This window comes from Rhodococcus opacus (assembly GCF_012396235.1).
Lineage (GTDB): Bacteria > Actinomycetota > Actinomycetes > Mycobacteriales > Mycobacteriaceae > Rhodococcus_F > Rhodococcus_F opacus.
This window is the reverse complement of sequence record NZ_JAAXPA010000005.1, coordinates 318,258-339,276: the sequence shown is the minus strand read 5'-3', so window position 1 is coordinate 339,276 and position 21,019 is coordinate 318,258. Positions and strand designations below refer to the sequence as shown.

Sequence of the window (21,019 nt, the reverse complement as noted above, 5' to 3'; positions counted from 1 at the left end):
AGTGGTGTGTGTCAGTGGGCGGCGCGGGACGCGCGCTGTTCGCGGGGCAACCAGTCGAAGGTGTCCGGCCGGGTGGACTTGTATTCGAGCCCGACATATCCGCGGTAGCCGTGTCCGGCGAGCCTCTTCAGGTAGCCGTCGATGTCGAGCGTTCCGGTGCCGGGTTCTCCGCGTCCCGGAGCATCCGCGATCTGGACGTGCCCGATGCGGTCGGCGTACGCGTCGATCGCGGCGCCGACGTCGTCGCCGTTGACCTCGAGGTGGTAGAGGTCCGCGAGGAGCCGGAGCGAGTCGACACCGTGCTCGGCCTTCACCCGGTCGATCACGGCGATCGCCTCGGCCGCGCTCTTCAACGGGTACGCCGGCGTGCCGCTGACCGGTTCGACGAGCACGACCGCACCGATGCGGTCCGCCGCCTTGCCCGCCTGGGCGAGGTTCTCGGCGGCCGTGTCGTCCTGAATCTTCGGATCCGTGCCGTCGATACGATTACCGTGCAGGGCGTTGAAAGCTTTGGTGCCCAGTCGTTCTCCGATTCCGATGGTGATGTCGATGTTGTCGCGGAACGCCGAGACCTGCGCCGGGTCGGACAGCAGTCCGCGGTCCCCCGCCGGCATGTCGCCCGCCGCGAAGTTCAACCCGGTGAGCTGCACTCCGGCGTTCCCGATCGCGGCCACGAACGCGTCGACGTCGCTGTCCCGCGGTACGGCGGTGTCGAAGGGCCACCAGAATTCGACGGCGTCGAACCCGGCGTCGCGGGCAGCCTGCGGGCGCTGCAGGAGTGGCACGTCGGTGAGCAGGATCGAGCAGTTCAAAGTGTAGGCCAAGGCATCCATCGGTTGTTCTTTCACTTTCCGGGTGTTCAGGAGACTGTGGTGTTGTCGGGCTCGGGCAGGCCGCGATAGCGTCGCCAGCCGCCGTGATCGGTGATCTCGGTGAGCTCGCCGGCTCTGCTCTCGAGGAGGCCCGGTCGCAGACCTACCGCCAGAACCGAACGGCCGTCGGACAGTTCGATCACGGTGAGCTCGAGTTCCTCGGGCTCCTCGGGGAGGAAGTCGGTGCGAATGTCGCCGATCGGCACGTCGTAGAGCTCGCCCTCGATCGAGGCTCCCCCGGCCTCCGCCAGCAGTAGCGCGGGGAATTCGTCACGTACGGAGAAGAATCGGTACTTCGGTGCGGTCCGGACCGTGCCGAGGAACGTGTGCGCGGACACGTTGTGATGCAGGTTTCCGCCACGCATCGCTCCCCCGTTGCAGAACAATTCGGCCATCGTGTCAGCTCCTTCTTCCGTGGGCAGGTGTCGCCGGTTCGGGCTTGCCTGCCAGTTCGATCGCTACCTGAAGCAGCGCTTCGCGTAGTCGTTTGGTGTTGGCGTCGAGTTCTTCGCGCACCAGGTCCTGGGTGACCGGCCACGGGGTGTCGCTGATGACGTCGTGATCGGTGACCAGGGCGATGCAGGTGTAGGACATGCCCAGTTCACGGGCCAGCGCCGCCTCCGGGTACGGGGTCATGCTGATCAGGTCCCATCCCTGGGCCGCGTACCAGCGTGATTCGGCGCGGGTCGAGTATCGGGGACCGCGGATCGCCACCATCACGCCGCCGTCGTTGACCACCCATCCGCTCCTGCGGAGCGTCGAGACCGCCGCCTGGCGTCCGCGGACGCAGAACGGCTCCGCGAAGGACACGTGGACGTCGTCGTCGTGGAAGGTGTCGTCGGTGCGGCAGGTGCGGTCGACGAGCTGGTCGGGCACGACGACCGAGCCGACGCCGATCGCCGGTCGCAGCGAGCCGGACGGGGTGGGCGCGAGGATCGTGCGCACGCCCAGGCTGTGCAGGGCCCAAATGTTCGCGCGAGCATTGATGCGGTGGGGCGGGATGTCGCGGTGCCGTCCGGTGCGGGTCAGGTAGGCGAGCCGGCGGCCCCCTGACGACCCGAGGACGATGCTGTCCGACGTCGGACCGTACGGGGTGTCGACCCGAACCTGCTCGGCGTCGTCGAGGAGTCCGTAGTAACCCCAGGTGCCGAGCACTGCGACGGTGGGCTGGGTGTCAGGCATGGTGGTTCACCGTTCCTTCCGAGGCCCCGTTCGTGGTCAGCGCTTCGCGCCTCTCGATCGCCGGCCGTGCCGGGCCGTCCTGGAGGTGTTCGTGCCCCGGGTGCGGGTGGATGGTGACGTCGTCCGGGTCGTCGGGTGTGACCTTCCCGTCGAGAACCGCTCGCATCTTGTCCTTGTCGAGCATGCCCTCCCAGTTCGCGACCACGAACGTGGCGAGGCAGTTACCGAGCAGGTTCGTGAATACGCGCATGGAGTCCATGAGCCGGTCGGCGCCGAGCAGCAACGCGACGGCGGCCACGGGGAACGCGCCGATCGCGGCAGCGGTCGCGGACAGGGCGACGAAGGCCGACCCCGGCACACCCGCCATACCTTTGGAGCTGAGAATGAGGATGCCCATGATCGCGAGCTGCTCGCCGAAGCCGAGGTCCACCCCGACCGCCTGCGCCAGGAACATCATCGCCAGCGACAGGTAGATCGCGGCTCCGTCGAGGTTGAACGAGTAGCCGGTAGGGATCACCAGACCGACGACGGCGCGGTCACATCCCGCGTTGTCCAACTTCTTGATGATGCGGGGCATGACCGCCTCGGACGATCCGGTGCCCAGGGCGAGCATGAATTCTTCGCGGCAGTACTTGATGAACTTCCACGCGTTCACTCCGGTGATCAGCTTGACCACGATCGACAGGACGACGATGAAGACCAGTGCAGCGCCGTAGCACGCCAGGATGAGTACTCCGAAGGACTTCAGCGAGCCGGCGCCGTAGTTGCCGACGGTGAAGGCCATCGCACCGAACGCACCGAGCGGTGCCAGGTACATGATGTAGCCGACGATGCGGAAGATGACGTGCAGCGTCTGGTCGATCACATCCATCAGGATCGGCGGAGCCGATTCGCTGAAGGACGCGAGCGCGACACCGAACAGGATCGCGAACAGCAGCACCTGCAGCAGGTTGTTCTGTGCGAACGCATCGAACACGCTGGTCGGGATGATGTGCATGACGAACTCGACGCCACCCGGCAGGTGGCCGCCCTGCGTCTTCTCGTCCAGGGCGCTGGTGTCCAGCGTGGCCGGGTCGATGTTGAGCCCGCTACCCGGCTTGACGAGGTTTCCGACGAGCAGGCCGAGCCCGAGCGCGAAGGTCGTCGCGGCCGTGAACCAGAGCAGCGCCTTGCCGCCGATCTTTCCGAGCGCTTTCATGCTGCCGACTTTGGCGATGCCGGTGACGATCACCAGGAAGATCAGCGGGGACACGACCATTTTGATCAGCTTGATGAAGCCCTCACCCAGCGGCGCCAGGTGATGGGAGAACTCCGGAAACAGGATTCCGGTGGCGATGCCCAGGGCAATTCCGATCAGGACCTGGACGAAAAGTGATCTGTACCAACGCTGCTTTGTGGGTTTCGCAGCGATTTCGACTTCAGACACGGGGCCCTCCCTCGGGGCTTGGTGTTTTCCATATTATGGAAGTTGTATTTCGTATCTCGATATAGTGAACGCCGTCACACCGAGGTTTGTCAACCGATGTAGCGAAGGAATCGTCGCGATCCGCCGCGCCCGCGCTATCGTCATACGGAGCGCCCTTTCCGTCTGACGGAAAGAATGTGGGGGCTCTCGGGCAGTCAGAGGATGGAGACAGACATGACGAACGGTCAGAGTCCGGCCGGCGGCGTGCAGTCGGTCGAGCGCGCATTCGACATACTCGAGATCATGGCGAGCGCCGGCGGGTCCATCGGGGTCAGCGAACTCGCCGACCTGGCCGGACTCCCCCTCCCGACCATCCACCGGCTCATCCGCACACTGATGAACCGCGGATACGTGCGGCAGCTACCGACCCGGCGGTACGCGCTCGGGCCCAAGCTCATTCGCCTCGGCGAGAGCGCCACCCAGCTGATCGGCGCTTGGTCACGGCCGCACCTGTCCGAACTGGTGCGAGGCACCGGCGAGACCGCGAACATGGCCGTCCTCGACGGCACCATGGCCGTCTACGTCGCACAGGTGCCGTCCGAGCACGCGATGCGCATGTTCACCGAGGTCGGCCGACGCGTCTACCCGCACTGCACCGGCGTCGGCAAGGCCATCCTCATGCAACTCTCGAATGACGCCGTGCGCTCACTGGTCGGCCGGACCGGCATGACGACGTACACCGAGAACTCCCTGACCGACCCCGACATGCTGATCGCCGATCTCGAATTGAGCAGAAACCGCGGGTTCGCGATCGACGAGGGCGAGCAGGAGATCGGTGTCCGCTGCTTCTCGGTGCCGGTGCCGAACGCTCCGACCCCCACTGCCATCTCCGTCTCCGGCCCCGCGGCCCGGGTCACCCTCGAGTCGGCCGACCACATCGTGCCGCTACTCAAGCGCGTGGCAAAGGAACTCGGCACCGAGTTCGACAAAAACGCCGCGCTCTGAAGCCGGACGACCCATCAACAAAGGTTGACGGATCCGGATCATCAACTTAAGTTGATAGTGTGAGTGACGATCCGAACCCGGCGACCGCTTTCGCTGCCGTCGTCGCGCTGCGGCGTCAGGCCGATCAGCTCGAGCGTGACGCCGTCGCACACGCACTGTCCGCCGGCTGGACCTGGGCGGACATCGGTCAGGCTCTCGGCGTCTCGGGTCAGGCGGCGCACAAACGCCTCGGCCCCGGACGATCCTCCGACACGAAGACGAGGGGCACACGATGAAGTTCACCCGGGCATGGCGCGACATGCGGACGATGAAGACGCTGTTCTCCGAAACGGAGGCCGAAGCCGACCGGCTGGGCGACCGGGAGCCGGGCCTCGAGCACCTGCTGCTCGCCTCGTTCGCGCTGCCGGACGGTACGGCACGCCGGGTGTTCGAGCATCTCGGATCGAACCGGGACGCACTGCGCGAGGAGGTCATTCGCGTACACGGGGAAGCCCTCGCGGCGGCAGGCATGACGGACGCGCGCGTCGCCACCAGCGCACTGAGCCGCCCCCGCACCGGGCCACTGCGGCTGACCGAACCGGCCCAGGCCGCGTTCCGAAATGCGGTGGCGCTCGCGAAGTCGGAACGGCGACCGATCGTCGGAGCCGACATCGTCGCAGCCGTCGCCACCATCACGCACGGCACCGCGGCGCGGGCACTGGAATCGCTGGGGCTCGTCCGGTCCGACGTCGTCGACGCCGCCCGGGCCGAACCGGCATCGTGAGCGGACGGCCCAGGCCCGGTGTTCGCCGCCTGCGCGGATAGGCTCGACACGTGGTTCTTCCCAGCTCGACTTCTGTGTCCCCTGCAGATGTTCTCGGTTCCATGCGGGACGTCATCGACGGTCCGCTGCCCGACATCGCCGTCCGCTTCTCCAAGTTCCTCGCCGACATCTGGCCGCACACCGCGCTGGTGATCTTCACCCGGGAATGCACGGGACGCCCCCGCAAGGTCAGCGGCGATCCGTCGGTGGTCGAACGCGTCACCATCGCCGAACTGGAGGCGTTGCGCACCCGCCTGACGGAAGGCACCCCGTTCGACGACCAGACCGTGATTGCCGGCGTGAAGCGGAAGGTGTGGGCGCTGCTGGACGCGACGGACACCCTTCTCCTCGTTCTCCCGAAGCCGCGGCAACGCATTCGTGAGGTCCCGCTGGTGGCCGGCGCCTTCGGCGTCGTCGCCGTGTCGATCCGGCATCAGGTGGCGCAGGCGAGCCCCGCGTACCTGGCGGAGTCACGGGCGGCGTCGAGCGAACGGGCCAGGACCATCGTGGAGCTGACGGACCTGCACGCGGCGACGCTCGAATCGATCCTGTCGACGCTGCGATCCAAGGACCTCGACGACCGCCGGTCGCGGATCACGGCGAGCGAGACGGCGTCCGCGGCGCTGGTGACCCTGCGTTCCGCGGGCGAGTCCGACCGCAACCTCGCGGAAGAAGCCGTCACCACCGCGTTCGCCCGGCTGCAGGGCGAACTGCGGCCGCTGCTCCAGCACCGGCCCGTGCGCGTCGACTACGTCGATCCGCCGGTGGACGGTCGCGCGCTGCCCGGCGAGGTCGCGAGCGCGGCGCGGGCCGTCGTGCGGAGCGCCGTCCTGGCGTTCGCGGCGCAGGCCGCCCTGGAGCGAATCCGCATCGCCTGGGACTGCGACGGCGCGAACCTCCTCGTCGAGGTCCGCGACGACGGCGACGGTGGTCTCGACACCGACGCGCTGGTGCGGCAACTCTCCGGCCGGGTGCACACACTCGGTGGCCGGATAGACGTCGAGTCGGTCGACGGGTGGGGCTCCCGGGTGGCCGTCGCGATCCCACTCGACCTACCGATGGCGCGACCGGACGAACAGCAACTCGGCGACCTCAACCCCCGCGAACTCGAGGTCCTGGGTCACCTCGCGACGGGAAAGCGGAACAAGGCGATCGCCGACAGTCTCGGTATCAGCGAGAGCACGGTCAAATTCCATGTCGCGGGTGTGCTGAAGAAGCTCGGGGTGGCGTCCCGAGGCGAGGCGGGCGCGATCGCCCTCGAGGCCGGCATCCGCGCCGACACCACCGGCAGGCACGCATGAGCGTCGAGGCGCTGCCGATCCGGTACTGACCCCCGCACGTGAGTGGCAAAGTGTGCGTGCGCACGATTTGCCACTCACGTCAGGTGATGCGGTCCGGGTGGGTGTAGATGTTCATGGTGGTGCCGCGGAGGAATCCGATGAGGGTGAGCCCGGTGTCGTGGGCGAGGTCGATCGCCAGCGAGGAGGGGGCGGACACGGCGGCGAGGACCGGGATCCCGGCCATCACCGCCTTCTGCGCCAGCTCGAACGACGCCCGGCCGGACACCAGCAGGATGCTGCCCCGCAGCGGGATCCGGTTCTGTTCGGTGGCCCAGCCGATCAGCTTGTCGACGGCGTTGTGCCGCCCCACATCCTCCTTGATCGCGAGCAGTTCCCCGGTCCGGGTGAACAATCCGGCCGCGTGCAAGCCCCCGGTGGTCTCGAACACCTTCTGTGCGGCCCGCAACCGGTCGGGCAACTCCGAGATCGTCGCGGCCGGCACCCGCACCGTGTCGGTGGCCGGGGAGTGCTTCGTCCGCTGCCGGATCGCGTCCAGCGACGCCTTCCCACACACCCCGCACGAGGAGGTGGTGTAGAAGTTGCGTTCGATTCCGGTGTCGGGCAGAAACACCCCGGCCGCGAGATCGACGTCGAGGACGTTGTAGGTGTTGACACCGTTGTCGTCGACGCTGTTGCAGTAGCGGATCGACGCGATGTCCGCGCGGTCGGCGATGATGCCCTCGGTCAGCAGGAAACCCTGCGCCAGTTCGACATCGGAACCGGGGGTGCGCATGGTGACCGCCAGCGGTGTCCCGTTCACCCGGATCTCGAGCGGCTCCTCCACCACCACGGTGTCCGGTCGGGTGGACTGCCGGGTGTCGGTGATCCGGGTGACCGGGGTCCGGGTGGTCACACGCCCCATCAGGGCCGCCGTTCGAGGCGGATGGTGATCGCCTTCGACACCGGGGTGTTCGATGTGCGGGCCACGTGATCGAGCGGGATCAGCGGATTCGTCTCCGGGTAGTAGGCGGCGACGTTCCCCCGCGGCGTCGGGTAGGGCACCAGCCGGAAATCATCGGCGCGGCGCTCCTGCACCGTCCCGTCGGGGGTGGTCCATTCGGAGATCAGGTCCACCCGGTCGCCGTCGGTGTACCCGAGGGCGGCGATGTCCTCGGCGGCGATGAACAGCACCCGGCGGCCGCCCTTGACGCCGCGGTAGCGGTCGTCGAGGCCGTAGATGGTGGTGTTGTACTGATCGTGGGAGCGCATCGTCTGCAGGATCAGCTTTCCCTGCGGGACGGGAAGCCAGTGCAGATCGTTGACGACGAAGTTGGCCTTGCCCGTGTCGGTGACGAACCGGCGTTCGTCCCGCGGTGGGTGCGGCAGTCCGAATCCGTCCGGCCCGCGGACTTTGGTGTTGAAGTCCTCGAACCCGGGAATGACCCGGGCGATGGAATCGCGGATGCGGTCGTAGTCGGCGGCGAAATCCGCCCAGGGCACTGAGTGGTCGGGTCCGAACAGGGCCTGCGCGAGCCCGCAGACGATGGCGACCTCGCTGCGCAGATGGTCGCCGGCGGGTGTGAGGCTGCCGCGGGACAGGTGCACCATCGACATCGAGTCCTCGACCGTGACCTGCTGTTTCTTCCCGGACTGCACGTCCTTGTCGGTGCGGCCGAGCGAGGGCAGGATCAGCGCGGTCCGCCCGGTGACCAGGTGGGAGCGGTTCAGTTTCGTCGACACCTGCACCGTCAGCGCACAGCCCCGCAGCGCGGCCTCGGTGGTGTCGGTGTCCGGGGTCGCCGAGACGAAGTTGCCGCCCATTCCGATGAACACCGACGCCGTCCCGTCCCGCATCGCCCGAATCGAGTCGACCGCGTCGAGGCCGTGCTCGCGCGGTGACCGGATACCGAATTCGGCGTCGAGCGCGGCCAGGAACGATTCGGGCATCTTCTCCCAGATGCCCATCGTCCGGTCGCCTTGGACGTTGGAGTGCCCGCGGACCGGGCACACCCCGGCCCCGGGTTTGCCGATCATCCCGCGCATCAGCAGCAGGGCGACGGCGTCCTGGATGGTCGCGACCCCGTGGGTCTGCTGGGTCAGGCCCATCGCCCAGCAGATGATGGTCTTTGTCGAGGCGATCAACGCCTCCGCGGTCTGCTGGATCTGGGCCAGGGTCAGTCCGGTGGCGGCGATGACGGTGTCCATGTCCACGCTCCGGCGGAGGTGGGCGGCGTAGTCGTCGAACCCGGCGCAGTGCTCGCGCAGGAAGTCGTGGTCGAGGACGGTGCCCGGGGCGGCGTCCTCGGCGTCGAGGACCAGTTTCGCCAGTCCCTGGAACAGGGCCTGGTCGCCGCCGATCCGGATCTGCAGGTACTCGTCCGCGATCTGCACACCGTCGCCGACCACCCCGTGCACCTTCTGCGGGTCCTTGAACCGCAACAGTCCGGCCTCGGGCAGCGGGTTGATCGCGATCACCTTCGCCCCGTTGGCCTTCGCCTTCTCCAGGGTCGAGAGCATCCGCGGGTGGTTGGTGCCGGGGTTCTGCCCGGCGATCAGGATCAGGTCGGCGTTCTCGAGGTCGGGAACCGACACCGACCCCTTCCCGATCCCGATCGTCTCCACCAACGCACTGCCCGACGATTCGTGGCACATGTTCGAGCAGTCCGGCAGGTTGTTCGTCCCGAACGCCCGGATCATCAACTGGTACACGAACGCCGCCTCATTGCTGGTGCGGCCGGACGTGTAGAACACCGCCTCGTGCGGTGACGTCAACGCCCGCAGCTCGCCGGCGATCATCGCGAACGCCGCGTCCCAGCCGATCGGCTCGTAATGCGAGGCCCCCGGCAGAAGCACCATCGGATGCGTCAACCGGCCCTGCTGACCCAACCAGAACTCGGTCCGACCCAGCAGATCCGACACCGAATGCGCGGCGAAGAACTCCGGCGTCACCGTTCGGGTGGTCGCCTCCTCCGCGACCGCCTTCGCCCCGTTCTCACAGAACTCCGCATGCTTGCGGTGCCCCGGAGTCTCCGGCCACGCACACCCCGGACAGTCGAACCCCTCCCGCTGGTTCAACTTCATCAACGTCCGGGCCGTGCGCACCGGACCCATCTGCTCGAGCCCACGACGCAACGACACCAACACCGCAGGAACACCTGCCGCATAGGATTTCTCGTGCGTGACGACGACATCGTCCTCGTCGAAGGTGTACCTGTCGGTGGTGTCGGTCATGGAGTCAGTTTCCTCGTGCAATCCATTCGGCGAGGTGCGGGGCCTCGGTGCCGATCGTGGTTCCGTCACCGTGACCGGTGTGGACGAGTGTTTCTTCGGGAAGAGCGAACAGCCGGTCCCGGATCGACCCGATGATGGTCGGGAAATCCGAGTACGACCGGCCCGTGGCGCCGGGGCCACCCGAGAACAGGGTGTCACCGGAGAACAGTGCCCCGGCCTCGGGCAGGTACAGGCACACCGACCCGGGCGAGTGACCCGGTGAGTGGATCACCTGGATCTCGGTGCCCGCGATCGCGATCCGCTGTTCGTCCTCGAGCTGCCAGTACTTGGCGTCGGGGTGGCTCATCTTCCACAGCACATCGTCCCCGGGGTGCAGCAACACCGGGGCGTGCAGACGCTCGGCCAGTTCGGGGGCGACGGTGACATGGTCGTTGTGACCGTGGGTGCAGATCACGGCGTTCACGTGCCGGCCTCCGACCGCGTCGATGATCGGCTGCGCGGCGTGGGCGGCGTCGACGATCACGACGTCGGTGTCGTCACCGATCAGCCAGATGTTGTTGTCGACGTTCCACTCTCCGCCGTCGAGGGCGAACGTTCCCTCGGTGACGACCCGCTCGATCCGCAGCGCCCCGCTCACAGGACGACCACCGAACGCAGCACCTCACCGGCGTGCATGCGGTGGAATGCCGCCTCCACCTCGTCGATCTTGATGCGCTCGGTGACGAACTTCTCCAGCGGCAGCCGTCCCTGCTGGTACAGGTCGACGAGCATCGGGAAGTCACGCTCGGGCAGGCAGTCGCCGTACCACGAGGACTTCAGGGATCCGCCGCGGGAGAAGAAGTCGATCAGCGGCATCTCGAGGGTCATGTCGGGGGTCGGGACACCGACCAGCACGACGGTGCCGGCGAGGTCGCGGGCGTAGAACGCCTGCTTCCACGTCTCGGGGCGGCCGACCGCATCGATCACGACGTCGGCGCCGAAACCGCCGGTGAGTTCCTGGACGGCCTCGACGGCGTCCACCTGGCCGCCGTTGATCGTGTGCGTCGCGCCCAGGTCCTTCGCCCATTCGAGCTTCTTGTCGTCCCGGTCGATCGCGATGATCTTCACGGCACCTGCCAGGCGGGCGCCCATGATCGCGGCGTCGCCGACACCACCGCAGCCGATGACGGCGACGGTGTCACCGCGGGAGACGTTGCCGGTGTTCACGGCGGCACCGAGGCCGGCCATCACGCCGCAGCCGAGCAGTCCGACGACTGCCGGGTCGGCGGAGGGATCCACCTTGGTGCACTGTCCGGCGTGGACGAGCGTCTTGTCGGCGAACGCGCCGATCCCCAGGGCGGGCGTGAGTTCGGTGCCGTCCTCGAGCGTCATCTTCTGCGCAGCGTTGTGTGTGTCGAAGCAGTACTGCGGGCGACCACGCTTACAGGCGCGGCACTGACCGCAGACGGCGCGCCAGTTCAGGACGACGAAATCACCGACCGCCACCGACGTCACACCCTCACCGACACTCTCGACGATCCCCGACGCCTCGTGGCCGAGCAGGAACGGGAACTCGTCGTTGATCCCGCCGTCGCGATAGGTGAGGTCCGTGTGGCACACACCGCACGCCGCGATATCGACCACCACCTCACCCGGACCGGGATCCGGAATGTTGACGGTCGCGATCTCGACGGGGGCACCCTTGGAGCGGGCGATGACGCCTCGTACCTGCTGCGGCATTGGACTCATTCCTTCGGTCGATCAGTCATAGCGGGATCGATGCATGGCCATATATGCACCTCTCCCGAGACCCTACGTTCTGGAACATCACGGAGGGACTGATCGAAGTGAGAGGTTGACCTAGCCGGAATGCCAGCCGCTCGCGGCGGTATTGCGATAGAGGTCATGGCGGGAAACTGACGGTTGACACGTCGCGGTATATACAGGACTATACATCTCGAAGAGTGAGGCACACCACATCGATCACGGAGTTCTGATGACCCGGAGAGATTCCAGCTCGACCGAGGAACCGCACCCGCCCCTTCCGGTGGTGCTCGACGGCGCCCAGCTCACCGTCGACCAACTCACGGCGCTCGCCCGGGAGCCCATCGTGATCGAGCCCGACCCCGCAGCGCTCGACCACACACGCCGTTCGTGGGAGACAGCCGTGCGCATCGCCGAACGGCAGCCCATCTACGGACGCACCACGGGCGTCGGGGGCAACCGGGACACCTCCGTCTCCGACGGCGTCGACCAGGACCTTCGACTTCTCCGCAGCCACGCCACCGGCTCGGGCCCCTCACTGCCGGATCACGTCGTCCGAGCCGCCATGATCATTCGCGTCAATCAGATTCTCAACGGCGGATCCGGTCTGCACCCCGACATCGTGACCGCGCTGATCGCTGCCGTCGCGGCGGACGAACAGCCCACCGTGCACGCTCGCGGGGCGATAGGCACCGGCGACCTCAGCGCGTTCTCCGAGATCGCGCTCGGGTTGATGGGCGAGGCACCTCTGCGGGACGGTCGATTCGTCAGCCGGTGGACCGCACACCAGGGTGACGCACTCCCGCTGATCTCGACCAACGCGATGACGGTCGCGCTCGCGGCCTCGGCCACCGACAGCGTCGCGAACTGGCTGGAGCACTCCCTGATCGTCGGTGTGCTGTCGCTGTTGGCGACGCGCAGTTCCGTCGAGCCGTTCGCGGCACGGGTGCAGGCTGCCCGCAGGCACCTCGGCCAGGAGGAGGTGGCCGGCCGGGTCCGGGAACTCCTCGCGGGCCACCGCTTACAGGCTGCCCGCGTGCAGGATTCCTACGGGTTCCGCGCCCTGCCGCAGATCCTCGGGGCGACCTGGCAGGCGCTGCAGCGGTTGCGAGGCACGCTCGCGATCGAGATGAACTCGTCCTCCGAGAACCCCCTCATCTCCGTCGAGGACGACGCCGTGTTCCACAACGGGAACTTCCACGGAATGCCGATCGCCCTCGCCGTGGACGAGGCGAAACTCGCGCTGTCGAGCGCAGCGCTGTTGTCGCAGTGCAGGCTTGCCAATCTCTCGGATCCGGTGGTCACCGGACTCCGGCCGTTCCTGGCCGACGGTCCGGCCGGCAGCAGCGGCACCATGCTGCTGGAGTACACGACGTCCGCGGCCATCGCCGAGATCCGGATGGCCGCGGCGCCGGGGTCTCTCGGACACACCGTGATCTCCCGCGGAACCGAGGACCACGCGAGCTTCGCCTCGCAGGCCGCCACCCAGCTCACCGACATCCTCGCCCAGTCCCGCATCGTGCTCGCGTGCGAACTGATCTCGGCGGTACGCGCCCTCGGCCAACAGAACCACGAACTCGACACCACAACCGAACTCGGCGCGTACCTGGACCGGGCGCGCAGGTGCCTGGACCCGCGGACGACCGACCGTCCTCTGAGCGACGACCTGAAAGCAGCGGTGAAGTTTCTGGAACAGATGCCGAATCCGGAGAAAGACGTTACTCGGTAAAGCAATCCCACGAGACCGAACTTCCGAGTGTGTCACCACTCGGATTACACGAAAGTAGCACGCGAATGATCACATTCGACAAAGTCACCAAGGCGTACCCGGACGGCACGACAGCGGTGAACGAACTGGACCTCGAGTGCCCGAGCGGGAAGATCACAGCACTCGTCGGGCCGTCGGGATGCGGCAAGACTACGTCGCTTCGCATGATCAACAGACTGATCGAACCGACGTCCGGAACCATCTCCCTCGACGGCGAATCCACGGCGGACATGGATCCCGCGCTGTTGCGCAGGCGGATCGGGTACGTCATCCAGCATGCCGGACTGTTCCCGCACCGCACCATCGTGGACAACGTCGCGACGATGCCGAAATTGCTGGGAAAGACGAAGAAGGAGGCCCGAACCCGGGCGATGGAGCTGCTCGAGACGGTCGGTCTCGCGGCGAACTTCGCGGACCGGTATCCCTGGCAGCTCTCGGGTGGCCAGCAGCAGCGAGTGGGCGTCGCGCGCGCCCTCGCCGCGGACCCGGCCTTCATGCTGATGGACGAACCCTTCAGCGCTGTCGACCCGGTGGTCCGGAGCCAGCTCCAGGACGAATTCCTGAGACTGCAGAAGGACATCGGCAAGACGATCATCATCGTCACGCACGACATCGACGAGGCACTCAAGCTCGGCGATCAGGTCGTCGTGTTGCGAACCGGCGGGATCCTGGCCCAGTCGGCGACGCCACTGGAGTTGCTGACCGAACCCGCCGACGAGTTCGTCGCCGACTTCGTCGGACGCGACCGCGGCTACCGTTCGCTGGGTTTCTCGAACCTCGACGGCCGCGTGGAGACGGTCGCCGAACCCGTTGCTCGTCTGGGTGATTCGTCATCCGACGCCCGCACGCGGACCACGGACGACTGGTTACTCGTCGTCGACCCGGCGAACAAGCCGATCGGCTGGGTGCAACCGGCGACGGTCGTCGACCGCATTCGCCCGGACGACGTGAATCTCAGTGGCACGGTCGCCGATGCGCACGGGACGATGCGGGCCCTGCTCGACGCCGCCCTGTCCGCACCCAGCAAACGCGGTGTCGTCGTCGACGGCGACGGTGTGCTCGTGGGAACCGTGACGGCACACGCGGCGGTGGCGGCGATCGAGTCGGCGGATCTCGTGGCCGCGGAGGCGATGGCCCGATGAACATCGAATGGCTCGGCCGCCAGTCCGATCGCATCGCCGAACTGGTCGGCTGGCACATCCTGCTCTCGCTCGTGCCGCTCGTCGTCGGCGTGATCGTCGCGTTGCCGATCGGCTGGCTGGCGCATCGCAGTCGCCGGATCAACCCCTATGTGGTGGGCACGGCCGGCCTGCTCTACACGATCCCGTCGCTGGCACTGTTCGTCCTGCTCCCGCCGATCCTCGGAACGAAGATCCTCGATCCGATGAACATCGTCGTCGCGCTGACGATCTACACCGTCGCCCTGCTCGTCCGCGTCATCGCCGACGCCCTGGATTCGGTGCCGCAGGAGACGGTGCTCGCCGCCACGGCGATGGGCTACCGGCCCTACCAGACTCTGCTGAAAGTCCAGCTGCCGGTGGGCGTTCCCGTCATCTGCGCCGGACTGCGCGTCGCGGTCGTGTCGAACGTCAGCCTCGTTTCTCTCGCCGCGCTGCTCGGGATCCCGCAGATCGGGTCACTGTTCACCCAGGGCTTCCAGTTGCGTTTCTACACACCCATCATCACCGGTATCGCGCTGTGCCTGCTGCTGGCGCTTGTTCTCGACCTGCTCATCGTGCTCGCCAATCGGTTACTCACACCGTGGACCCCGAAGGTGGTCGCATCATGATCGACTTTCTGCTCGACGGTGCTCATTGGACCGGGCCCGAAGGCATTCCCGCTCTCCTCCTCCAGCACCTGATGTACACGTTCCTCGCCCTGTTCGCGGCGGCGCTGATCGCGGTTCCGCTCGGTCTGTACATCGGGCACACCGGTCGCGGCGCGGTCGTCGTCGCGGGCCTGGCCAACTCGCTGCGCGCCCTTCCCACCATCGGCTTGCTGATCCTGCTGGTGCTCGTCCTCGCGCCGTCGTTCTCGACCAAGCTGGCCTACCTGATTCCGAGCCTGATCGTGCTGGTCTTGTTGGCCATCCCGCCGATTCTCACCAACACGTACGCGGGCATTCGCTCGGTCGACCCGGCCGCCGTGGACGCTGCGCGGGGCATGGGGTTCCGGTCGATGCGGATCCTCACCGAGGTGGAGATGCCGTGCGCGCTGCCGCTGATGCTGTCAGGTGTGCGCAGCGCCGTGCTGCAGATCGTCTCGACCGCGACCGTCGCCGCCTACATCTCGCTGGGCGGACTGGGACGTCTCCTCATCGACGGCAAGGCGCAGAGCGACTACGCGCAGATGGCCGCCGGAGCGGTCCTCGTGTCGCTCCTCGCGCTCGCATTCGACCTGGCGATCGGATTCCTCACGGTTCGGGTCGTCTCACCCGGTCTGACGCGACGCGTCCGGAGCGGCGCGACGAAGCGATCCGGTTCCGACGACACCGCAGTCGCGGCCCGACCCACATCCGCTCCCGAGCCCTCGCTGATCTGAAGGACATCATCATGAAGAAGGCATTGATCGTCGCGCTGACCGGCGCCACCCTGATGTCGTTGACGGCATGCGGGATCGGCAAGGACCCGTTGGCGTCCGACGACGGCGGAAGCAGTGACGGCGCCATCGTCGTCGGCTCCGCGGACTTCCCCGAAAGCCAGCTGATCGCGACGATCTACGCGGAGGCGCTGCGCGCGAACGGCATCGACGTCACCGAGAAGCTCAACATCGGGAGCCGGGAGGTGTACGTCCCGGCCATCCGGGACGGCTCCATCGACCTGCTGCCCGAATACTCGGGTGCGTTGCTCCAATACCTCGACAGCGCCACCACCGCGACCGCCTCGGACGAGGTGACCGCGGAGATCAAGGCCAAGCTGCCCGCCGGGCTCGTCGCACTGGAACCGTCCCCTGCCGAGGACAAGGACGTTCTCGCGGTGCGGCAGGAGACCGCGGACGAGTACTCGCTCGAGACGATCGAGGACCTCGTGCCCCACGCCGACGAACTGACCCTCGGCGGCCCGCCCGAGTGGAAGACCCGGGAGAACGGCGTCGCAGGCCTGAGGGACAAGTACGGCCTGACGTTCAAGGAGTTCCTGGCACTGGACGCGGGCGGTCCCCTGACGCTCAACGCTCTGCTGAGCGGTCAGATCGAAGTGGCGGACGTGTTCAGCACCGACCCGGCGATGCGTTCGGAGAACCTCGTGGCACTCGAGGACACCAAGCACCTGTTCCTGGCGGAGAACATCACCCCGATCATCAACGAGAACAAGGCAGGCGACGACGTCCGCGGCGTCCTGGCCGACGTGTCGGCCGCATTGACGACCGAGGATCTCATCGAGATGAACCAGCGGGTGGCCGACCTCGAGGACATGGGCGACATCGCCCGGGAATGGCTGGAGGACAAGGGGCTGGCGTCCTGATCACGCCCCGGGCGGGCACGTCAGCTCAGCGCATCGAACGTCGCCGTCGCATATTGGGCGGTCCGGTCGGAGCCGAGAAGTCCCGGACCCATCTTGTTCATCACGTACGTCATGGTCATCCGTCGTTCGGTGTCGACGACGACCTGCGAGCCGCCCCAGCCACCCCAGAAGCAGATGCGGCCCTCGGGGACGAACGGCACGGACACGGGCGTCGGCAGTCCGTAACCGATGCCGAATCGAATCGGTTGCCCGAGAGCCAGATCCACACCGTTCGACTGCTCGTCGAAGATCAGGGAGATGGTGTCCGGCGACAGCAGACGGACGCCGTCGAGCTCGCCCCCGCAGGCCACGACGGACTGGATCCGGGCGAGCGACCGGGCGTTGCCCTGGCCACCGGCCGCACCGTTCTCCGCCTTGCGCCACTCGTCGGACCACGACGCGGACGCGTCCGGTCCGGGGCCGGTGAACGTCCTGACGATGACACTGGCGGGGTCGAGGGAGGCCAGGTCGATCGGCAGCGGAGGCGGCGGGACCACGTTCGACACCCGGCCGAACTCCGACGGGTCCAGTCCGATGTGGAAGTCGGCACCCAGCGGTCCGGCGATCTCCTCCGCGACGAAACGGCCGAGCGTGCGCCCGTCGATTCGGCGGACGACCTCGCCGATCAAATGGCCGTAGTTCAGCGCGTGATATCCGGACGCCGTGCCCGGCTCCCACCACGGCGACTGTGCGGCAAGTCGTTTCGTCGACCCGGCGAGGTCGAACGTGTCCTCGACCGTGATCGGCTGATCCCATCCCGAGACACCCGACGTGTGCGAGAGGAGATGGCGGACCTCGACGCGTTCCTTGCCTGCCGCGGCGAATTCCGGCCAATACTTCGCGACGGGCGCGTAGACATCCAGCAGTCCGCGATCGACGAGCATCAGTGCGGCGAGCGCGGTGACCGTCTTGGTGCACGACCACACGTTGGTGATGGTGTCGCGCTCCCATTCGGTGGCGTGATCGGTGTCGGACCATCCGCCCCACATGTCGACCACCGGATCTCCGTCGAGGGTCACGACGATCGACGCGCCGAGTTCCTCACCGGAGTCGAGATTGTCCTTCAGGGCCTCCTGCAACGCCGTGAAGCGCTTGTCGCACACTCCTCCGAGCTTGGTCACCTGCGGTTCCTCTCCACCAGCCGATGCAATTGATCTTGACATCGGGTTCAATTGAGGGTTCCAGTGTGAGCCCGCTCCTCGTGTGATGTCAATCACTCGTTCGTGACGACTCGCGTCCGGACGGGGCCCGACCTCAGCCGGTCACGGGCAGCATCAGCGCCTGACCCGGATCACCCGAGGCGATGGTGACCTGGTGCGGCACGAGACTTCCACGGAAGCTCGGGTCTCCCCCGGATACCACGAGGCGTACGCGGTGGCCCTCATCGAAGCGGTGGACGATGGCCGGCATCGTGACGCGGACGGGCTCACCGGGTGCCACGATGCGCACCGGCGCGACCTGTCCGTTGATCAGCGTTTCCGTGCCGTCGGGAGCCACGTCGTACAGCTTCGCGAAGACCACGACCGAATCCTCGACACCGGCGACCGCGGGTGCGGCCGTGACGCGGACGTCGAGCGTCGGGGCTCCGACCACGTCCACCGGGGCGCCGAGGATGACGGACGACCATTCGGCCTGGGTGCCGGGGACCACGCCCTGCGGGACCTGATTCTCCGGCCGGGTGTCCGGCGCTTCCCGGTCGGTGGGGAGGCCGACCGGCAGCGTGTTCAGCGTCTGTGCACCGGGAACGATGCCGTCGAGGCGGTCGGTGAGTGCGCCGTCGCCGGAGAGGTAGAGCGAATAGTCCTGGCCCACCGAGACATCCGAGGATTCGGCGTACGCGGGTGCGGCGTTGCCGGTGTAGTCGACCCAGTTGCGGAAGTAGCTGAACACCGGCCCGGTGTCGACCTCGCTGTCCTTCAGATAGTGGTCGAACCAGTCGACCATCCGGCCCGTCTCGTACTGGGTGTCGGGGTTCGGATTCTTCATGCTGATCTCCCCCTCGGCGGGAGTGAGATCGGAATGACCCCAGCTGTGCCAGATCATCTTCACGTCGTTGCCCTGCGCCTGCAGGGTCTCGAACGTGGCCGTCGATTCGTTGAGGTCGAACAGGGTGTCCTGCTGTCCCTGCATGATCAACACCGGGATCTTCACCCGGTCCGCGTACGACACCACGGACGACTGGCGCAGGAACTCGACGGACCCCGGGTCCGGGTAGCCCTGCACCGCGGACTGCGCCAGTGCGGGGCACGCGGGGTCGGCGAAATTGGGGCAACCGAAGGCCCGCGCGGGGTCCTGCGCGTAGCCCTCCGCCCGGGGGTTGGTCGCGCCGATGGCCCCGAACATGAGCGACCACACCACCTTCGACGCCCCGGGAATCGACGTGCTGACCCCGGTCGTCTGGTCGGTGCCGTTGGGCGCGAGCGAGTAGCTGAGGTCGTTCCAGGTGATCATCGGGATGATCGTGTCGATCCGGGGGTCCACCGAGGCCGCGGCGAACTGCACGGCCCCACCGTAGGAGCCGCCGACCATGCCGACCCGCGGATCGTGCGCCTCGGCGGCGCCGTGGTGCGCGGTCGCGTCCTGCACCACGTAGTCGAGACCGGGGACGGGGACGGTGTGCGCGGTATCGACGAACGCCATCCCGTCGCGTCCACCGAGGAAGCTCACCAGTTCACTCGCCGCTCGCCCGTCGTGCTCGGGATTGTCCATGTGGATCTTGCAGCCGGAACCGCCGAAGCCCAGCCCGGAGTACGCGAGCACCGCGTAACCGCGGGACGCGAGGAACGAGGCGATACCGGCCTGGTCATTCTTGGAACCGCCGAAGCCGTTGGTGGTGAGGACGGCGGGCACCCGATTCGACGCCGACGCCGAATCGGGCTTGTACACGTCGCCGATCACGTCGCACGGCTCGTCTCGGTTCGGTCCGACGAGAACCTGGAAATGGAGCGTGGTCTTCGTGAAACCGAGCGGATCGGCTGTCGCCGGAGCCGCCGCCGCGATCGGTGTCAGTACCGCGGCCGCCGCCGTCACCACCGCCAGAGTCGATCTACGCGCCCTGTGTTTCACAGCCCACCCGCCGTCCGTCACTCCGCCCCGAGCACCTCTGACGAGCGTAAACGCTCTGGACGCACGACCAACTCAGGCTGCCGGTGTGTCGCGGGCATCGGTGTGGACCGCGGCTCGCAGACTCGCGCAGGTCGTCTGGCACACGGCTGCGCCCCTCGTGCGGTTTATATGTGAGCTGTGGTAGTGACCAAGCGCGCCGAAACGTCCCTGTTGACCGACCAGGTCTACGAGACGATCCGACGGCTCGAGGAAGCCGGTCTGGCCGAGCGTGTCCCCCACAAGGGCGCGGTCGTGAAAGGCCTGACCCTGGCCGAACTGGTGCATGTCTACGACGTCCGCCGGTTGCTCGAGGTGGAGGCCCACGATTGGGCGCCCAGCAGATCGGCCCCGCCGACGTCGACCGGATGCAGACCGAGTACGAACTCATGCGGGCCGCCATCGCCGAACGGCGGGTGGTGGCGCTTCTCGATCACGACGAGGCACTGTTGACCATTCTCTACGAGGCGGCAGCGAACCCCGTGCTCGTCGATTCCATCCGTTCCCTGTGGCAGCACTGCCGCGCCTACAAGATCGTCGGCGCGCAGGGCACCCTGGACACGGCGGGAGACGACTCGTTGTGGAGGTACCAGGAACGTCTCGTCGAGGCCGCCCGCAAGGGTGACGCCGACGCCGCGGTCGCCGTCAACAATGAATCGTTGATCGATGACGTCGCGGATCAGGATTCAACTCGCCGCTCAACAGGATGCCGGTTAGCGCCAGCGACAACGGATCTCACCGATCATCGAGAGCGCAGGAGGACACACCGACCCTGGGAAAATGTTCGCCTGGGCCGGTGCCACGGCGAGCTGGCCCATGCGAACCGACCCCGGCGGAAGCCGCGGCCTCGACGACTACTTCACGCGGGACTTCACCCGCAACATCGGCGCCGAGTTCATGGGCCGCAACAAATTCGGCCCGCAGCGCGGTCCCTGGCACGACCACGGCTGGCGCGGCTGGTGGGGTGACGAGCCTCCGTTCCACACTCCGGTGTTCGTGTTGACCCACCACACCCGTCCGTCGTTCACCCTCGGCGACACCACGTTCCACTTCGTCGACGCCGATCCCGCAACGGTCCTCGATCAGGCGCGGGATGCGGCCCAGGGCAAGGACGTCCGGCCACAATCTG

The 21,019-nt window shown here is 67.2% G+C and carries 19 protein-coding genes and 2 pseudogenes; 11 read left to right on the top strand and 10 right to left on the bottom strand.

What is annotated here, in order from left to right; genetic code table 11:
• Positions 1–11: 11 nt before the first annotated feature.
• Genes HGB39_RS09220 through dctA form a run of 4 tightly spaced genes read right to left on the bottom strand, consistent with a single transcriptional unit; the run spans position 12 to position 3,480 of the window.
• Positions 12–833 (bottom strand): hydroxypyruvate isomerase family protein, encoded by an 822-nt coding sequence (locus HGB39_RS09220; protein WP_064080207.1) that lies wholly within the window; start codon positions 831–833, stop codon positions 12–14.
• 26 nt (positions 834–859) lie between these two features.
• Positions 860–1,267 carry an allophanate hydrolase-related protein gene (locus HGB39_RS09215; RefSeq protein WP_005565678.1) on the bottom strand — a complete coding sequence of 136 codons (408 nt, stop codon included), beginning with the start codon at positions 1,265–1,267 and terminating at the stop codon, positions 860–862.
• Positions 1,268–1,271: 4 nt separating this feature from the next.
• Positions 1,272–2,054, bottom strand: coding sequence for an MTAP family purine nucleoside phosphorylase (locus tag HGB39_RS09210; protein WP_005565679.1), 783 nt, complete (start codon positions 2,052–2,054; stop codon positions 1,272–1,274).
• Positions 2,047–3,480, bottom strand: a complete 1,434-nt coding sequence (gene dctA / locus HGB39_RS09205) for a C4-dicarboxylate transporter DctA (protein ID WP_005260936.1) — start codon at positions 3,478–3,480, stop codon at positions 2,047–2,049. Before dctA ends, HGB39_RS09210 begins: the two co-directional genes overlap by 8 nt.
• A gap of 213 nt (positions 3,481–3,693) precedes the next feature.
• Here dctA and HGB39_RS09200 point away from each other — a divergent pair, with 213 nt between their 5' ends.
• The 4 genes from HGB39_RS09200 (at position 3,694) to HGB39_RS09185 (ending at position 6,567) form a co-directional block, all read left to right on the top strand.
• Complete coding sequence (locus HGB39_RS09200) at positions 3,694–4,464, top strand: IclR family transcriptional regulator (RefSeq protein WP_005260937.1); 771 nt, start codon at positions 3,694–3,696, stop codon at positions 4,462–4,464.
• Between the two features lie 59 nt (positions 4,465–4,523).
• Complete coding sequence (locus HGB39_RS09195; protein ID WP_005565680.1) at positions 4,524–4,739, top strand: hypothetical protein; 216 nt, start codon at positions 4,524–4,526, stop codon at positions 4,737–4,739.
• Entirely contained in the window at positions 4,736–5,227 is a 492-nt protein-coding gene (locus HGB39_RS09190) for a Clp protease N-terminal domain-containing protein (RefSeq protein WP_005565681.1), read from the top strand. Before HGB39_RS09195 ends, HGB39_RS09190 begins: the two co-directional genes overlap by 4 nt.
• A 101-nt stretch (positions 5,228–5,328) precedes the next feature.
• Positions 5,329–6,567, top strand: coding sequence for a helix-turn-helix transcriptional regulator (locus tag HGB39_RS09185; RefSeq protein WP_064080208.1), 1,239 nt, complete (start codon positions 5,329–5,331; stop codon positions 6,565–6,567).
• Positions 6,568–6,646: 79 nt separating this feature from the next.
• Here the strand turns inward: HGB39_RS09185 and fdhD are convergent, their stop codons facing one another.
• Genes fdhD through HGB39_RS09165 form a run of 4 tightly spaced genes read right to left on the bottom strand, consistent with a single transcriptional unit; the run spans position 6,647 to position 11,496 of the window.
• Positions 6,647–7,468: a formate dehydrogenase accessory sulfurtransferase FdhD gene (fdhD, locus tag HGB39_RS09180; protein WP_064080209.1), complete on the bottom strand. Its 822-nt coding sequence runs from the start codon at positions 7,466–7,468 to the stop codon at positions 6,647–6,649.
• Complete coding sequence (locus tag HGB39_RS09175) at positions 7,468–9,777, bottom strand: FdhF/YdeP family oxidoreductase (RefSeq protein WP_064080210.1); 2,310 nt, start codon at positions 9,775–9,777, stop codon at positions 7,468–7,470. Before HGB39_RS09175 ends, fdhD begins: the two co-directional genes overlap by 1 nt.
• Positions 9,778–9,781: 4 nt before the next feature.
• Positions 9,782–10,414 (bottom strand): MBL fold metallo-hydrolase, encoded by a 633-nt coding sequence (locus tag HGB39_RS09170; protein ID WP_005571857.1) that lies wholly within the window; start codon positions 10,412–10,414, stop codon positions 9,782–9,784.
• Positions 10,411–11,496, bottom strand: coding sequence for an S-(hydroxymethyl)mycothiol dehydrogenase (locus HGB39_RS09165; RefSeq protein ID WP_005571858.1), 1,086 nt, complete (start codon positions 11,494–11,496; stop codon positions 10,411–10,413). The genes HGB39_RS09170 and HGB39_RS09165 overlap by 4 nt, the downstream gene beginning before the upstream one ends.
• Before the next feature lie 256 nt (positions 11,497–11,752).
• Between HGB39_RS09165 and HGB39_RS09160 the strand changes: the two genes are divergently transcribed.
• From HGB39_RS09160 to HGB39_RS09140, 5 genes are all read left to right on the top strand, one after another.
• On the top strand, positions 11,753–13,249 hold the full coding sequence (locus HGB39_RS09160; protein WP_064080211.1) for an aromatic amino acid ammonia-lyase: 1,497 nt from the start codon (positions 11,753–11,755) through the stop codon (positions 13,247–13,249).
• A gap of 65 nt (positions 13,250–13,314) precedes the next feature.
• Complete coding sequence (locus HGB39_RS09155; protein WP_064080212.1) at positions 13,315–14,430, top strand: ABC transporter ATP-binding protein; 1,116 nt, start codon at positions 13,315–13,317, stop codon at positions 14,428–14,430.
• Positions 14,427–15,077, top strand: coding sequence for an ABC transporter permease (locus HGB39_RS09150; RefSeq protein WP_005250988.1), 651 nt, complete (start codon positions 14,427–14,429; stop codon positions 15,075–15,077). Before HGB39_RS09155 ends, HGB39_RS09150 begins: the two co-directional genes overlap by 4 nt.
• Positions 15,074–15,829, top strand: a complete 756-nt coding sequence (locus HGB39_RS09145; RefSeq protein WP_064080213.1) for an ABC transporter permease — start codon at positions 15,074–15,076, stop codon at positions 15,827–15,829. Before HGB39_RS09150 ends, HGB39_RS09145 begins: the two co-directional genes overlap by 4 nt.
• An 11-nt stretch (positions 15,830–15,840) precedes the next feature.
• The gene (locus HGB39_RS09140; protein WP_054247941.1) at positions 15,841–16,749 is read left to right on the top strand and encodes an ABC transporter substrate-binding protein; all 909 of its coding nucleotides are present in this window, start codon (positions 15,841–15,843) and stop codon (positions 16,747–16,749) included.
• Positions 16,750–16,769: 20 nt separating this feature from the next.
• Here the strand turns inward: HGB39_RS09140 and HGB39_RS09135 are convergent, their stop codons facing one another.
• Entirely contained in the window at positions 16,770–17,909 is a 1,140-nt protein-coding gene (locus HGB39_RS09135; protein WP_064080214.1) for a serine hydrolase domain-containing protein, read from the bottom strand.
• A 133-nt stretch (positions 17,910–18,042) separates the two neighbouring features.
• On the bottom strand, positions 18,043–19,821 hold the full coding sequence (locus HGB39_RS09130; protein WP_081276512.1) for a CocE/NonD family hydrolase: 1,779 nt from the start codon (positions 19,819–19,821) through the stop codon (positions 18,043–18,045).
• A gap of 216 nt (positions 19,822–20,037) precedes the next feature.
• Between HGB39_RS09130 and HGB39_RS40170 the strand changes: the two are divergent.
• Both HGB39_RS40170 and HGB39_RS38515 read left to right on the top strand, forming a co-directional pair.
• Positions 20,038–20,607, top strand: a pseudogene (locus HGB39_RS40170) (GntR family transcriptional regulator).
• Between the two features lie 51 nt (positions 20,608–20,658).
• Positions 20,659–21,009, top strand: a pseudogene (locus tag HGB39_RS38515) (dihydrofolate reductase family protein); the annotation flags it as partial.
• Between the last annotated feature and the right edge of the window lie 10 nt (positions 21,010–21,019).

Coding starts and splice junctions, on each gene's coding strand:
- HGB39_RS09220 (WP_064080207.1), bottom strand. CDS start 833: ATGGATGCCTTGGCCTACACTTTGAACTGCTCGATCCTGCTCACCGAC.
- HGB39_RS09215 (WP_005565678.1), bottom strand. CDS start 1,267: ATGGCCGAATTGTTCTGCAACGGGGGAGCGATGCGTGGCGGAAACCTG.
- HGB39_RS09210 (WP_005565679.1), bottom strand. CDS start 2,054: ATGCCTGACACCCAGCCCACCGTCGCAGTGCTCGGCACCTGGGGTTAC.
- HGB39_RS09200 (WP_005260937.1), top strand. CDS start 3,694: ATGACGAACGGTCAGAGTCCGGCCGGCGGCGTGCAGTCGGTCGAGCGC.
- HGB39_RS09190 (WP_005565681.1), top strand. CDS start 4,736: ATGAAGTTCACCCGGGCATGGCGCGACATGCGGACGATGAAGACGCTG.
- HGB39_RS09185 (WP_064080208.1), top strand. CDS start 5,329: ATGCGGGACGTCATCGACGGTCCGCTGCCCGACATCGCCGTCCGCTTC.
- fdhD (WP_064080209.1), bottom strand. CDS start 7,468: ATGGGGCGTGTGACCACCCGGACCCCGGTCACCCGGATCACCGACACC.
- HGB39_RS09175 (WP_064080210.1), bottom strand. CDS start 9,777: ATGACCGACACCACCGACAGGTACACCTTCGACGAGGACGATGTCGTC.
- HGB39_RS09165 (WP_005571858.1), bottom strand. CDS start 11,496: ATGCCGCAGCAGGTACGAGGCGTCATCGCCCGCTCCAAGGGTGCCCCC.
- HGB39_RS09160 (WP_064080211.1), top strand. CDS start 11,753: ATGACCCGGAGAGATTCCAGCTCGACCGAGGAACCGCACCCGCCCCTT.
- HGB39_RS09155 (WP_064080212.1), top strand. CDS start 13,315: ATGATCACATTCGACAAAGTCACCAAGGCGTACCCGGACGGCACGACA.
- HGB39_RS09150 (WP_005250988.1), top strand. CDS start 14,427: ATGAACATCGAATGGCTCGGCCGCCAGTCCGATCGCATCGCCGAACTG.
- HGB39_RS09145 (WP_064080213.1), top strand. CDS start 15,074: ATGATCGACTTTCTGCTCGACGGTGCTCATTGGACCGGGCCCGAAGGC.
- HGB39_RS09140 (WP_054247941.1), top strand. CDS start 15,841: ATGAAGAAGGCATTGATCGTCGCGCTGACCGGCGCCACCCTGATGTCG.